A 13,590-nucleotide genomic window follows, 5' to 3' on the forward strand; every position below is an offset into this window, starting at 1 on the left:
CGTGAGCCGACGCTTGGCACCGAGGCGACGAATGCATTAGCAGTCCGGCATCGGGTTGCTCGCCAACAGTGACGATCGGATGTCTCCGTCGAGCGCAAAACGCTCGCAGCGCTCGCCGTCGGCCTCATCGATGAAGCTCTCGATATGGTTGAAGCCGAGCTTCGCCAATATCCGCAGCGACACGAAATTGCGCGCCGTCGCCTCGGCCGTCACCCGTTCAAGCGCCAGAGTTTCAAAGGCGTAGCGGAGGACTTCGCGCGCCGCCTCGCTGCCCAAGCCGCGCCCCCAATGCGCACGCGCCAGCACAAATCCCAATGCCGCTGCCTTGGCGTCGGTTGCGCCGAAGGACAGGGTTATCATCCCGATCGCGTTCGATACCCCTGCCTGGTCTATGGACCACTTGATCGCCTTGCCGTCAGCGAACCGCTGACGCGAACGGGCGAGCCACCGTTCGCCTGCGCTTATGTCGTCGGGAACGGGATCGCCGGCAAGGGAGGCGGATTCGACATCCGTCGCGCGTGCAAACCATGCGGGGATATCCCGTTCGCTCGGCGCCCGAAGCATGAGCCTTGCTGTCGAGAGCGTGGGAAATCGGACAGCTTCCATGGGGGCATTTTCGACGTGAGGCGGCGCCGATGCAACGGCCGGGCATACTGCCGTGTGCTCATGGGTGCCTGCCCCCGCGTCCGAAACCAGGCATCCGGCAACAATCAGCCCGCAAGGCGCGCACGAAACAAGGTGCAGCCGTCCGTCAGGCGCGACCTGGAGATATCGCGGAATCCAGCCTCGGTCATCCACGCCCGATACTGACCTTCAGTGTACGATTCGCCGTTGCGATAGAGGTTCAAGAAGGTGAGATTCAGAAAGACACCCTCACGCGGGCCGAGGCGGTCGTCATCGACGACACCCCACCCCGCAATTGCGATCTCGCCGCCCGGTGTGAGGCAACCCGCCGCGTTCAGGATAGAACTGCGCGCCTGGTCCGGCGGCAGGACCTGGACGACGGCCTTCAGGATCGCCAGATCGTGCCGACCGACCGATGGCGCGACAGTTATGTCCCCCTCTTCGACAACCACGTCGTCGGCACCATATTCCGACAGGATATCCGGCGCGACCGCTGCGACCGTTGGGAGTTCCATCAGCGTTGCCGCAAACTGCGGCCACCGCTCGCGAAGTCCGACGAGAATGGTCCCTGGGCCCCCACCGATGTCAATCACCGAACCGATCGCCGAGAGGTCCATCTCCTGGGCCAGAAGTCGGCCGAAAATCACCGCCCCCGGTGCGAGCATGCGGCTGAAGGCCGCCGCTTCCTCGGGCCCTGCTTCGGAAAAATCGTGCAGCGCAGCCGGACGGTTCTGTCGCAGCGAGTCTGCGGTCAGCAGATCGGCTCCCCAGAGCTCGCGCAGGAGCGCATGATCGCCGACGCGATAGGTCGGCTTGGACGCGTCGAGGAAGGCCGACGCTTCGGCTCCGTTGCGAAATTGGCCATCCTCGACTTCGAGGAAACCAATGCTGGCGAGCGCGTAGAGGAGTCGCGACAGACGATTGGGCTCGACTTTGAGCGCGGCCCCGAGGCTGTCCGCAGTCATCGCGCTGCCACCGAGCCGGGTGAAGATGCCAAGGTCCAGCCCGGCTCGAAGCGCCAAGGCGGGGGGCACCGTTTTGATCATCTTGTCGATCCGATCAGAATCCACCATGTCGCATCCCCTTCCGCGATCCAGGACCGACTGAGATTAGAACTCCGTTCTCCCGAAAGTGAAGACAGAATCATTATTTCGAGCGACCGACGCGATGACATCACAGCACTGGCGAAACGGCGGCCGTCTTCGTTTTCGCACAGGTCCGGTCAGTTGCCTTCGGACGACATCGCGCCGAGCAGCCTGCGGATGTCTCCGAACTTGGCGATCGCCCCGAACACCAGGGCTGCCACCGCGACGAAGAACACCGACACCGACGCCATGGTCGGCGTGTAGCCGTAGCGCAGCGCGTTGAAGATCTTGATCGGCAGCGTCTCGGTGGTGAACCCGATCGTCATGTAGGCGACGATGTATTCGTTGAGCGACAGCACGAAGGCGAAGGCGTAGCCGGAGACGAGGTAGGGCAGGATCAGCGGCAGCACCACCGTCTTCAGCACCGTGCGGTCGTCAGCACCCATCGTCGCGGCGGCCTCGACCAGCGAGCGGTCGATCGACGCAAAACCGAGCGACAGCGTCACCAGCGGCAGCGTCACGAAGAAAATGGCGTGGCTGATGATGGCGGTGAAGAACTGGCCGAACAGCCCGACCGTCGCCCAGAAGGTGAGGAAGCCGAGCGCGGTGATGACCGGCGGCAGGATGAAAGGCGCAAGCCCGAGTACCTGAAAAATGTTTGCCCAGGGCGCGATGCGCCGCCACAGGAACCAGGCGAGCGGCAGCGCGATGGCGACCGCGATCGCCGCCGAGCAGACGGCGAGCGTCACCGAATGGATCAGCGCCAGCCGCCATTCCGGATCGGCAAAGATCTGACCATACCAGGCGAGCGAGAAGCCTTTCGGCGGGAAGGTCAATTCCTGCCGCGCGTTGACCGAAACGCCGGCGACGACGATCAGCGGCGCGGCCAGGAACAAAGCCACGATAGTGAAATAGAGCCGGCGAAGGAAGGTGGCGGTCATAGTGCGTTCTCCCTGCGGCCGACGAGCAGCGTCAGCCCGACCAGCGCCAGCGAGATCAGCACCAGGAAGACCGCCATGGCGGCTGCGAACGGCATGTTGGACTGGTAGATCGCCTGGTCGGTGATCAGCACCGACAGCGTCCAGTGGCGTGGCCGGCCGAGGATCTGCGGCAGCAGATAGGAGCCGAGCGCGAAGACGAAGACCATGATCAGCGTCGCCACGATGGTGTTGCGCAGCGCCGGGGTGACGACGTTGAAGAAAGCTTTGACCGGCGAGGCGCCAAGCGTGCGGGCGACCTCGAGCAGCGTCGGGTCGAGGCGGACCAGGGCGGGATAGAGCACCAGTATGGTGTAGGGCAGCGCCTGGTAGATCATGCCGGCCAGCACCGCGCCGAAGGTCGGCAGCAGCGCCACCGGCTTGTCCATCAGCCCGAGCGCGACGAAGAGGTTGGTGATGCCGGCGGTCTGCGAAAACAGCGTCGACCAGGCAAAGCCGATGATGACTTCCGACAGCGACAAGACCGACAACAGGCCGACCAGCCACAGCGTCTGCACGCGACGCGAGCGCTTGGTCAGCAGATAGGTGAAGGGAAAGGCGATCGAGACGCAGCAGACGGCGACCAGCACCGCCAGCATCAGCGAAAAGCCGAGCACGCCGGCGAAGAAGGTGGTCAGGAACCGCGCATAATTGTCGATGACGAAATCGGGCGTGTAGAAACCGGCCGGATTGCGCTTGAAGAAGCTGACCGCGATCATCGTCGAGAACGGCACGACGAAGAACACCACGAGCATCAGCCCGGGGAACAGCAGCGGCGTATAGTCGGCGAATGATTTCGGGGCTTCGCGTCTCATGAGCCGAGCACCACGCAGCTCTCGGGCGGCAGCGTGACGCCGACCTTGGCGCCGACCGAGACGTTGGGCCTTTCGCGGGGCGTCGCCACCGCGATGATGCTGGTGCTGCCAACCTCGACGAAGGTCTCGATGGTGCCGCCAAGGTCACGCACGAAGGTCACCTGGCCGGTGATGGCGCGGCTGCCGGGTTGGCCCAGGTGCACGTCTTCGGGACGGATCGACACCGAGGCCTTGGTGACGCCGGCCGGCATGGCGAGACCAGGAATGGCGGTGCCAAGGATGGTGGTGCGTCCGGCGCTGTCGACCTCCGCCGGCAGAAGGTTGGTGATGCCGATGAAATCGGCGACGAAGGCGTCGGCCGGCTTGCGGTAGATCTCGATCGGCGGCGCTGCCTGCAGGATCCTGCCGTGTCCCATGACCACGACCAGGTCGGCCATGGTCATCGCCTCGCGCTGGTCGTGAGTGACGACGATGGTGGTGATGCCCAGCCGCTGCTGCAGCTGGCGCAGTTCCACCTGCATGGCCTCGCGCAGTTTGGCGTCGAGCGCCGAAAGCGGCTCGTCGAGCAGGAACAGCTTCGGCGACAGTGCCAGCGCACGGGCGATCGCCACGCGCTGGCGCTGGCCGCCCGAAAGCTTCGCCACCGGCCGGTCGGCAAAGCCGGGCAGGTGGATCAGCGTCAGCAATTCGTCGACGCGCTTCTTCTGCTCTTCCTTCGAAGCGCCGCGGATGCGCAGGGCGTAGGCGATGTTGTCGCCGACCGAAAGATGCGGAAACAGCGCCAGCGACTGGAACACCATGCCGAGATTGCGCTTGTGGGTCGGCAGCGGCGTAATGTCCTCGCCGTCGAGCACGATGGCGCCGCTGGTCGGCTCCTCCAGCCCGGCGATCATGCGCAGCAGCGTGGTCTTGCCGCAGCCGGATGGTCCAAGCAGGCAGACGAAGGTGCCGTGCGGCACGTTGAGCCGAACATTGTCGACCGCGATGAAATTGCCGAAGGCCTTGGTGATGGCGTTGATATCAAGTCCGGACATGGCTGATCCTGTTAACCGGAGGATATGGAATGGTTCCTCGCCGCCTCGTTTTCGCGGCGGCCTCTCCTCGGTCGCAAGAGGGAGAGGCGCCGCGATTTTCGGCGCGTAGCATATCCTCTCCCATCGCAATGGGAGAGGTGGTTCGCGAAGTGACCCGTCATGAGGAGCGCTTCGATGTCGGGCGAGCTGTTTTCGGCTTAGCCGACGATCAGCTCGGTCCACTTCTGGTTGATCCAGTCGGCCTTGGACGTATAGAGGTCGTAGCGCGGAATGATCGGCTCGATCTCCGACGACACCGATGCGAACTCGGCCGGCGTCAGGTCGAGCACCTCCTTCTTCAGCGTCGGCGTGGTGCCGACCTTGCGCGACATCACGCCCTGCATCGACGGCTGGCTCATATAGTCGATGAAGGCATGCGCCTCGTCGACCTTGGTCGAAGCGCGCGACAGGACCCAATTGCCGGAGTCCTGGATGCCGCCCTCCTTTGGGAAGGTGGTGCGGACATGGAAGCCGTCGGCGATCGCGAGGCCGGTGACGTCGTGATAATACTGGCCCATCGGGATTTCGCCCGACTTCAGCGCCTGTTCGAACTGCGCCTCGTCGCGATACCAGAGGCGCACATTCGGCTTGACCTCGGCGAGCTTCTCGAACGCCTTGTTCAACCCTTCCTCGGTGTCGAGGGCATTGGTGCCGCCCATGAAGGTCTTGGCCGTCACTTCGAGCAGGAACGAGTTGGAGGCGAGCGCCAGCAGGCCGAGCTTGTCCTCGTTCGCCTTGTCCCAGAATGCCGCCCAGGAGGTCGGCGCCTCCTTGTAGACATCGGTGTTGGAGACCAGCGTGATCCACCAGGCCACCGCACCGATGCCGGCAACGCGGCCATCCGGATATTTGTTGATGAAGCGCGGCAAGAGATCGCCGTAATGCTTGAACTTCGAGGTGTCGAGCGGCGTCCACAGTTCGGTCGACTGGCCCTTCAGCGTCGAGGTCTGCGACATCATCGAAAGATCCGCCGGCGCCTGGCCCGCCTTGGCCGCCTGTTCGAGCTGCACCAGCCACGCCTCGCCGGTCGGCTCGGCAACCGATTCCACCGCGATGCCGGTGGCCTTGGTGAAGTCGGGGAAGACGTGCTCGTCGAAGGATTTCTTGAAGTAGCCGCCATAGACGCCGACCTTGAGCGACTTGTCCTGCGCCCGCAGGATCGACGGCATGGCGAGCACGCCGGCCGTCGCCAGGCCAGCGCCAAGCACGCTGCGCCGGCTGACTTGTGTTGCGATCAATCTGTTCATCTGGTCTCTCCTCTGTTTGTGCCGGTTCTCCGGCTGGTTCCCTTGATTCCGTTGCCCGCCGTCTTCTTGCGGCTCAGTGGGCGGCGCGTCGTTCGAGCGAACGCGCATATTGCGTCAGTGGAAAACACATGACGAAAAAGATCAGCGCCACCAGCCCGTAGACCTTGAAGGGTTCGAAGGTCGCGTTGTTGATGGCGTTGGAGGTCCGTACCAGCTCCTCGAAGCCGATGATCGAGGTGAGCGCGGTCGACTTGATAAGCTGCACCAGGAACCCGACGGTCGGCGCGCGGGTGATCGAAAACGCCTGCGGCAGGATGATCAGCCTCAGCTCCTGCAGATAGTGCAGGCCAAGGCTGGCGCCGGCATCCCACTGGCCGCGCGGCAGGGCGTCGACGCCGCTGCGCCAGATTTCGGCCAGATAGGCACTGGCGAAGAAGGTCAGGCCGAGCACCGCCGCCGTCCACGGCTCGATGCGCAGCCCGAGCATCGGCAGGCCGAAGAACATCAGGAACAGCTGCATCAACAGCGGCGTCCCCTGGAACAGGGCGATATAGCCGGAGGCAATGCGCCGGCTCCATTTGTTCTTGGCGATCCTGAAGAACAGCACGACCATGCCGACCACGCCGCCGCCAACGAAGGCGGCCAGCGACAAGAGCACCGTCCAGCGGGCGGCGAGCAAAAGGTTGCGCACGATGTCCCAGAAGGTGAATTCGATCATGACACGCCAGCCCCCAGGACGCGGCGTCCGCCCGTGACCAACAGCCGGCGCAAGGCCATCGACAGGACGAGATAAACCAGCGTCACGACAAGATAGGTCTCGAACGACCGGAACGTGCGTGCCTGCAGCATGTCGGCCTCGTAGGTAAGCTCGCGCACCGCGATCTGCGACACCACGGCGGACTCCAGCATCATGATGACGATCTGGCTGGTCAGCGCCGGATAGATCACCTTGAGCGCCTGTGGCAGCACGATCTTGACGAACACCTGGCGTGGCCTCAAGCCCAGCGCAAGGGCTGCTTCGGTCTGCCCGGGCGGCACCGCGTCAAGCCCGGCGCCGACAATCTCGATCGTATAGGCCGCCATGTTGAGCGTCATCGCCAGGATGGCGGCCAGCACCGGATCGAGCCTGATCCCGAGGCTGGGCAGCCCGAAGAAGATAAAGAACAGCTGCACCAGGAACGGCGTGTTGCGCATCACCTCGACATAGACACCGATGGCGCGCTTGAGCAGCACGGGGCCGTTTCGCCGTCCCGCAGCCCCCAGGATGCTGAGGAACGTCCCCGCCAGCGTGGTCACGGCGATCAACAGGATCGTCGTGACCGCTCCGCGCGCGATGTCACCCGCAGCCCCTGGAAGCCAGGCAAAGGCCACCGGACCTCAATCCTTGAGGTTGTCAGGGTTGAGCGGCGTCTTCAGCCAGGCCTGCGAGCTTGCGTCCAGCTTGCCGTCCGCCAGCATCTTGGCGATGGCGTCGTTGACCGCCTTCTTCAAGCTGTCTTCGTTCTTGTTGAGACCAATATGCGAAGGCGAGGTCAGAAGCTGGAACTTCTGCTCCGGCTTCAGCGCGTCCTGCTTGGCCAGCACCTGCGCGCCGACGTCGTTGCCGACGACCATCAGCTGCGTCTGGCCGGAAATGAAGGCCTGGATCACCGAGTTGTAGTTATCGAAACGCTTGATGTCGGCCGACGCCGGAGCCGCTTCGGTGAGCGAGGTATCTTCGAGCGTGCCGCGGTTGACGGCGATCGACTTGTCGGCAAGGTCTTCCTTGCCTTTGACCGACAGCGCCGCCGGACCGATCACGGCGATGTAGTAGGGCGCGTAGGCTGCGGCGAAGTCGATCACCTGCTCGCGTTCCTTCGAATAGCCGACGCTCATCAAGAGGTCGACGCGATGGTCGTTCAGATACGGAATGCGGTTCTGGCCGGTGACGGCGACGGGATTGAGCTTCACCTTCAACGTGTCGGCAATGTATTGCGCGACATCCATGTCATAGCCCTTGAGGCTCATGTCGGCACTCGCCGAAGAGAAGGGCGGAAAATCGGCGAAGACACCGACATTGATGGTGCCGGCCTTGGTGATGTCCGCCAGCGCGTCGGCATTGGCGGCTTGCGTGCCGAGGCCAAGGCTTGCGGTGCCAAGCATCAGCACGGCGGCGATGGATGATTTGAGCGTGATACGGATCGTCATTTTTATTCCCCTCTGGAAGCTTTGTTTGTCTGGGTCGGCCGCCGGCTCCAGCGCGGCGGCCGCCTTTGTCATCTAAACGTCAGGCTCCCTTGCCTGTGATCGCCGGGCTGAACACCATCAGGCTCAGGATTTCGAACAGAACCTGGGCGCCGGCGTGCGCCGTGTTGGTGGTCGCGTCGTATTGCGGCGCCACCTCGACGACGTCGCCGCCGACGATGTTGAGGCCCTTCAGGCCGCGCAGCAGTTCGAGCACTTCGCGCGTCGTCAGGCCGCCAACCTCGGGCGTGCCGGTGCCGGGCGCGAAGGCCGGATCGACGCTGTCGATGTCGAAGGAGACATAGGTCGGCCCGTCGCCGACGATCTTGCGCGCCTTCTCGATGATGGCGGGGATGCCGAGACCGGTCACCTCCTCGGCATGCACGACGGTCATGCCGGACTCGTAGGTGAACTCCCACAGATATTCGGCCGAACCACGAATGCCGATCTGGATCGTGCGCGTCGGATCGAGGACGCCGTCGAGCACCGCGTTGCGGAACGGTCCGCCGTGGTGGAACTTGGTCATGTCGAACAGGCCACTGGTGTCGCAATGGGCGTCGATATGGATCAGGCCGACCGGGGCTTTCTTGCCGACCGCCTTCAGGATCGGATGGCTGATCGAATGGTCGCCGCCGACCGACAGCGGGATGATGCCGGCATCGACGATCTGGTTGGTGCGGCGCTCGATATCCTCATGGCTGATCTCGAGCCGGTAGCGGCTGCGGAACGGCGTGTCGCCGATGTCCGCGACCCGAAGTTCATGCGTCGGGGCGCATTCCAGCACGTGATTGTAGGGGCCGATGCGTTCGATGGCGCGCAGCGCCCTTGGCCCGAAACGCGAGCCCGGCCGGTTGGTGACGCCGAGGTCCATCGGTACGCCGATCATCGCCACCTGCAGGTCGCCGAAATCTGGATTGTCGGCCGCTATTTCGCGGTAGGGGGCGGCGAGGAAAGTTGGTATGCCGGAATAGGGCGCCAGCCGGGTGCCGGACTTGGAAAAGATCTTGTCGGCGACGCGCCGAAACTTCGGGTCGAACATCTCGCCGCCATGGCTCTCGCCATATTTGCGACGCAACGCGTCGAGCTTGCCGCGATCGTAACCCATGTCCGCTCCTCCTGCCTGATGCAGGCGGCCGCCGGTGACCTTGGCGAAGCGACCGTCATCCGGCCGGGTCGTTGTCCCGCTGGCTGCCTGCAGATTTCACGTCTTGATGCTGTTCCGGGCCAAAGTGTCCGGCAGCCGCATTGAAAAATCAATTGATATTGTTAGGGTGTTGGCTGTGAGAAAATCTCACAATTAACTCTGAGCACGGTCTCATCCGAAAACCGGCCTCCATTTTTCGGGATCGTGCTTCAATGGATGCCCATGGCCAAGCGCCTGCCACCGCTGAATCCGCTGCGCGCCTTCGAGGCAACCGCCCGCCATGGCTCGCTGACCAAGGCAGCGAGTGAGCTGAATGTCACGCATGGCGCCATCAGCCACCAGATCAAGGCGCTCGAGCAGTCGCTCGGCGTCAAGCTTTTCGAGCGCGCCGGCCAGCGGGTCAAACTGACGCCGCATGGTGCCGAGCTGCTGCCCGCGGTCTCGAGCGCCTTCGACGGCATCGCCGCCGCCACGCAGCGCATGACAAGGCCGGCGAGCAGCGGCACGCTCTCCGTCTCCTGCGTGCCCGCATTGCTCTTGCTGTGGATGACGCCGCGGCTCGGCAGTTTCATGGCGCAATATCCTGACATCAGGCTGACGCTGATCCCTTCCAACGACGCCAAGGATATCCGCACGCCGCAGATCGATGTCTGTGTGCATTACGGCGATGGCAGCTGGACCGATTGCTGGATGCGCAAATGGTCGGGGCTCGAGCTATTCCCCGTCGTGAGCCCGACGTTGATCAACAACCGTCCGATCCGCAGCGTCAGGGATCTCGCCGACCATGTCTTCCTGCATGGCGATGACGGCCGCGAATGGCATACCTGGCTGGCGGCCGCCGATGCGTTGGACCTGGAGCGCGGCCGCCGTCATCATCTGGGCGATGCACGCATGGCGGTTGAGGCTGCGGTCCACGGCCATGGCGTGGCGCTGGGCGATTCGGTGACGGCCAGTTCGCTGCTGGCCAGGGGCATGCTGGTGGCGCCGTTCAGCTTGTCGGTGCCGGCGATCGACGATTTCTATGTCGTCTGTCGCAACGAGATGAAGTCGACGCCGATCGTGCAGCTTTTCATCGACTGGCTGTTTGCCGAGAAGGCACAGGATGACGGCCGCGCCGATGCGCCGGTGGCGGGCCGCGTCGTCACCCGCCGCAAGCGCCCGGCGCTCAGGGTCATCGGCGGCAGAACCGGGAGCTGACACCGGCTGGCGGTGGCGGCGACGGCCGATCGTGCTCGGCCGCATGCAGGGTTTTCTTTTTGTCGGGCCAGCCCTGAAACCGGGCAGCGTTTTGGCCAATTCGATGCTATGAGGCCTGTCGCGGTTGTGGGTAGCAGGCAGCGAAGGCGGTGTTGAAACATGGCTAGGACCGATATTGCGCGGCGTGTCTACAACCACACTTGGAAGCTCGACCCGATCGTGCGCAGCCTGCTCGACACGGACTTCTACAAGCTTTTGATGCTGCAGATGATCTGGGGCATGTACCCCAAGGTCGACACCACCTTCTCGCTGATCAACCGCACCACCTCCGTGCGGCTGGCCGACGAGATCGACGAGGGCGAACTGCGCGAACAACTCGACCATGCCCGCACCTTGCGCTTCAGCAAGAAGGAGATGATCTGGCTCGGCGGCAACAATTTCTACGGCCGCAAGCAGATCTTCGAGCCGGAGTTCCTCGCCTGGCTGGAGAATTTCAGGCTGCCGGAATACGAATTGTCGAAGCGCGACGGCCAGTATGAACTCACCTTCAGCGGACCGTGGATGTACACCACGCTGTGGGAGATCCCGGCGCTCGCGATCATAAATGAGCTCCGTTCCCGCGCGGCCATGCGGGCGTACGGCCCCTTCGCGCTCGATGTGCTCTATGCCCGCGCCAAGGCCAAGATGTGGGCCAAGACCGAACGGCTGAAGGCGCTTCCCGGCATCCGCATTTCGGATTTCGGCACGCGCCGGCGCCATTCCTTCCTGTGGCAGCGCTGGTGCGTCGAGGCGTTGAAGGAAGGCATCGGCGAAGCTTTCACCGGCACCTCCAACGTGCTTTTGGCCATGGACAACGACCTCGAAGCGCTCGGCACCAACGCGCATGAACTGCCGATGGTGTTCGCCGCGCTCGCCAATTCGGAAAAAGAGCTGAAACAGTCGCCCTACAAGGTGCTGCAGGACTGGCAGCGCTATTATGGTGGCAATCTGCTGATCGTGCTGCCCGATGCCTTCGGCACGGCGTCGTTCCTGCGCGACGCGCCGGACTGGGTGGCCGACTGGACTGGTTTTCGCCCCGACAGCGCGCCGCCGATCGAGGGCGGTGAGAAAATCCTGTCCTGGTGGCGCGACAGGGGCAAGGATCCCCGGCAGAAACTGCTGATCTTCTCCGATGGGCTCGAGGTCGAAACGATCGAGGAGACCTACCGCCATTTCAGGGGCAAGGTGCGCATGTCGTTCGGCTGGGGCACCAACCTCACCAATGATTTCGAGGGCTGCGCGCCGACTGAAACCAACAGCCTGGACGCCATATCGCTGGTCTGCAAGGTCACCGAGGCCAATGGAAGACCGGCGGTCAAGCTCTCCGACAATCCGGCCAAGGCGACCGGCGACGAGAAAGAGATCGAGCGTTATTTGCGCATCTTCGGTCAGAAGGACCGCGTGGAGCAACTGGTCAAGGTGTGAGGGGTGATGGGTTGAATGACATGACCGCCCGGTCGCATTCCCTCCCACCCCCCTCTGTCCTGCCGGACATCTCCCCCGCAAGGGGGGAGATCGGCCGCCACCTCTGGTTTCGCCAATTTTCAACATTGCAAGAAAGGTGGCCGGCAGATGAACTGCTGATCTCCCCCCTTGCGGGGGAGATGTCCGGCAGGACAGAGGGGGGTGCGAAGGATCGCGGCAGTGGCGTGTATCCCTGCTCGACGATTGCCTTTGTCGGAGCCCTGATCTTTGTCCTCCCCACCCCTGCCTTCGCCCACGCCTCCGACCGTGGCCATGTCCTGCTCTTGCCGACCGGCTACTATCTGGCCGGCGGGGCTTTCGCCGTGGCTGTCAGTTTCCTCGTGCTGGCGCTGCTGCCGGGGGATTGGCTCGAGCGTTTCTGGCGCCGGCGCATGCCGCTGTTCAGCTTTGGCGATAGCACCCGCACCACAGTCAGCCTGATCTCCTTTGCCGGCTTTGCAATCCTCATCGCCGCCGGCCTTTTCGGCAGCCGCGACCCGCTTTCAAACCCTTTGCCGCTGGTGATCTGGACCCTGCTGTGGGCTGGCGTCACGCTGCTGCAAGGTGTCCTCGGCGATCTCTGGTCATGGCTCAACCCATGGTATGGGCCGTGGCGCCTTGCCTCACGTCTGCTCGGCGCGGGGGATGAAGGGAGCTGGCGACTTCCCCGATGGCTCGGCTGCTGGCCGGCCGTCCTGTTGTTTTTCGCCTTCGCCTGGTTCGAACTCGTCGATCCGGCGCCCGACGATCCGGCGCGGCTGGCGTATGCTGCCGGCCTCTACTGGCTATTCACCCTCCTTGCCATGCTGGCGTTCGGCTGTCGAAACTGGAGCCGCAGCGGCGAATTCCTGTCGGTCTTCTTCTCGATGGTGGCGCGTTTCGCGGTCGTCGAGCGCAACGGAACCGGCCGGCTTGGCCTGTGCTGGCCGGGTGCCAAGCTGCTCGCCGCCGAGCCGTTACCGGCCAGCGGCATTGCCTTCCTTCTTCTTGCCCTGTCGTCGGTGTCCTTCGACGGCCTGTCGAAGACCTTCTTCTGGCTCGGTCTGTTCGGCGTGAACCCGCTCGAATTCCCGGGCCGCACGGCAGTGATCGGCAGCGGAAGCCTTGGGCTGGTTCTGACGTTCGTGTTGCTGGCAGGCGTGTTCATGCTTGCCGTCTGGCTCGGCCAGTATCTTGCCGGCAGCGATCGCCCCATCGGCCAGGCAGCCGGACTGCTGGTGTGGTCGATCGTGCCGATCGCGCTTGCCTATCATGCCGCGCATTACCTGACGTCGCTGCTCGTCGACGGCCAGTATGCGCTTGCGGCATTGTCCGACCCGTTCGCGCTGGGTTGGAACTTGTTCGGCACCGCCGACATGCAGATCGAGGCGGGCATCGTTGCCGGTGCGGATTCCGCCTGGTGGCTGTGGAACGTCCAGGCTGGCGTCATCATATCAGGCCATGTGCTGGCCGTCCTCGTCGCCCACGGCTTCGCCTGGCGCCTGCACCCGCAGCCCTCCCGCGCAACCCTCAGCCAGTTCCCGCTCACTGTGCTGATGATCGCCTATACGGTCTTCGGCCTCTGGCTGCTTGCCACGCCGACGGTTGGCTGAGCCGTTCGCGCTGGAAAAATAAACCGGGCTTCCCCTTCGGAACCGGCATTGCCGTGTCCGGACTTTGGTGATTTAGTTTGTACACATGCAATTTTTCGACTTCCGGAAAT

The 13,590-nt window shown here is 63.7% G+C and carries 13 protein-coding genes; 3 read left to right on the forward strand and 10 right to left on the reverse strand.

Going from position 1 to position 13,590, the window contains the following annotated elements:
- Nucleotides 1-36 precede the first annotated feature (36 nt).
- From AC1D0I_RS03435 to speB, 10 genes are all read right to left on the reverse strand, one after another.
- Entirely contained in the window at nt 37-564 is a 528-nt protein-coding gene (locus AC1D0I_RS03435; protein ID WP_477393076.1) for a GNAT family N-acetyltransferase, read from the reverse strand.
- Between the two features lie 146 nt (nt 565-710).
- The gene (locus tag AC1D0I_RS03440; RefSeq protein WP_477393078.1) at nt 711-1,697 is read right to left on the reverse strand and encodes a methyltransferase; all 987 of its coding nucleotides are present in this window, start codon (nt 1,695-1,697) and stop codon (nt 711-713) included.
- A gap of 149 nt (nt 1,698-1,846) precedes the next feature.
- Nucleotides 1,847-2,650 (reverse strand): ABC transporter permease, encoded by an 804-nt coding sequence (locus tag AC1D0I_RS03445; protein WP_095083388.1) that lies wholly within the window; start codon nt 2,648-2,650, stop codon nt 1,847-1,849.
- Nucleotides 2,647-3,501: an ABC transporter permease gene (locus AC1D0I_RS03450; protein ID WP_477393080.1), complete on the reverse strand. Its 855-nt coding sequence runs from the start codon at nt 3,499-3,501 to the stop codon at nt 2,647-2,649. The genes AC1D0I_RS03445 and AC1D0I_RS03450 overlap by 4 nt, the downstream gene beginning before the upstream one ends.
- Nucleotides 3,498-4,535 (reverse strand): ABC transporter ATP-binding protein, encoded by a 1,038-nt coding sequence (locus AC1D0I_RS03455; protein ID WP_477302675.1) that lies wholly within the window; start codon nt 4,533-4,535, stop codon nt 3,498-3,500. Before AC1D0I_RS03455 ends, AC1D0I_RS03450 begins: the two co-directional genes overlap by 4 nt.
- Before the next feature lie 197 nt (nt 4,536-4,732).
- On the reverse strand, nt 4,733-5,821 hold the full coding sequence (locus tag AC1D0I_RS03460) for an ABC transporter substrate-binding protein (protein WP_477393082.1): 1,089 nt from the start codon (nt 5,819-5,821) through the stop codon (nt 4,733-4,735).
- A 73-nt stretch (nt 5,822-5,894) separates the two neighbouring features.
- Complete coding sequence (locus tag AC1D0I_RS03465; RefSeq protein ID WP_457150838.1) at nt 5,895-6,539, reverse strand: amino acid ABC transporter permease; 645 nt, start codon at nt 6,537-6,539, stop codon at nt 5,895-5,897.
- Entirely contained in the window at nt 6,536-7,192 is a 657-nt protein-coding gene (locus AC1D0I_RS03470; RefSeq protein WP_477393083.1) for an amino acid ABC transporter permease, read from the reverse strand. The genes AC1D0I_RS03465 and AC1D0I_RS03470 overlap by 4 nt, the downstream gene beginning before the upstream one ends.
- A 6-nt stretch (nt 7,193-7,198) precedes the next feature.
- Nucleotides 7,199-8,008, reverse strand: a complete 810-nt coding sequence (locus tag AC1D0I_RS03475) for a transporter substrate-binding domain-containing protein (protein WP_477225013.1) — start codon at nt 8,006-8,008, stop codon at nt 7,199-7,201.
- Nucleotides 8,009-8,087: 79 nt separating this feature from the next.
- Nucleotides 8,088-9,149 (reverse strand): agmatinase, encoded by a 1,062-nt coding sequence (gene speB, locus AC1D0I_RS03480; protein WP_477393085.1) that lies wholly within the window; start codon nt 9,147-9,149, stop codon nt 8,088-8,090.
- Between the two features lie 261 nt (nt 9,150-9,410).
- On the opposite strand from speB, the gene gcvA reads away from it, so the two are divergent.
- The 3 genes from gcvA to AC1D0I_RS03495 all read left to right on the forward strand — a co-directional run bounded on the left by gcvA (nt 9,411) and on the right by AC1D0I_RS03495 (nt 13,480).
- Nucleotides 9,411-10,385 carry a transcriptional regulator GcvA gene (gcvA, locus tag AC1D0I_RS03485; RefSeq protein WP_477393087.1) on the forward strand — a complete coding sequence of 325 codons (975 nt, stop codon included), beginning with the start codon at nt 9,411-9,413 and terminating at the stop codon, nt 10,383-10,385.
- A gap of 159 nt (nt 10,386-10,544) precedes the next feature.
- Nucleotides 10,545-11,849: a nicotinate phosphoribosyltransferase gene (pncB, locus tag AC1D0I_RS03490; protein ID WP_477225010.1), complete on the forward strand. Its 1,305-nt coding sequence runs from the start codon at nt 10,545-10,547 to the stop codon at nt 11,847-11,849.
- A 179-nt stretch (nt 11,850-12,028) separates the two neighbouring features.
- Nucleotides 12,029-13,480 (forward strand): hypothetical protein, encoded by a 1,452-nt coding sequence (locus AC1D0I_RS03495; protein ID WP_477393089.1) that lies wholly within the window; start codon nt 12,029-12,031, stop codon nt 13,478-13,480.
- Nucleotides 13,481-13,590: the final 110 nt, after the last annotated feature.

The sequence above is a fragment of the Mesorhizobium sp. P2_D1 genome (assembly GCF_056404455.1).

Bases quoted from the DNA above. Each gene is read 5' to 3' on its own strand.
- AC1D0I_RS03460 (WP_477393082.1), bottom strand. From the start codon at position 5,821: ATGAACAGATTGATCGCAACACAAGTCAGCCGGCGCAGCGTGCTTGGC.
- AC1D0I_RS03440 (WP_477393078.1), bottom strand. From the start codon at position 1,697: ATGGTGGATTCTGATCGGATCGACAAGATGATCAAAACGGTGCCCCCC.
- AC1D0I_RS03465 (WP_457150838.1), bottom strand. From the start codon at position 6,539: ATGATCGAATTCACCTTCTGGGACATCGTGCGCAACCTTTTGCTCGCC.
- AC1D0I_RS03475 (WP_477225013.1), bottom strand. From the start codon at position 8,008: ATGACGATCCGTATCACGCTCAAATCATCCATCGCCGCCGTGCTGATG.
- AC1D0I_RS03435 (WP_477393076.1), bottom strand. From the start codon at position 564: ATGCTTCGGGCGCCGAGCGAACGGGATATCCCCGCATGGTTTGCACGC.
- AC1D0I_RS03455 (WP_477302675.1), bottom strand. From the start codon at position 4,535: ATGTCCGGACTTGATATCAACGCCATCACCAAGGCCTTCGGCAATTTC.
- gcvA (WP_477393087.1), top strand. From the start codon at position 9,411: ATGGCCAAGCGCCTGCCACCGCTGAATCCGCTGCGCGCCTTCGAGGCA.
- speB (WP_477393085.1), bottom strand. From the start codon at position 9,149: ATGGGTTACGATCGCGGCAAGCTCGACGCGTTGCGTCGCAAATATGGC.
- pncB (WP_477225010.1), top strand. From the start codon at position 10,545: ATGGCTAGGACCGATATTGCGCGGCGTGTCTACAACCACACTTGGAAG.
- AC1D0I_RS03450 (WP_477393080.1), bottom strand. From the start codon at position 3,501: ATGAGACGCGAAGCCCCGAAATCATTCGCCGACTATACGCCGCTGCTG.
- AC1D0I_RS03445 (WP_095083388.1), bottom strand. From the start codon at position 2,650: ATGACCGCCACCTTCCTTCGCCGGCTCTATTTCACTATCGTGGCTTTG.
- AC1D0I_RS03495 (WP_477393089.1), top strand. From the start codon at position 12,029: ATGTCCGGCAGGACAGAGGGGGGTGCGAAGGATCGCGGCAGTGGCGTG.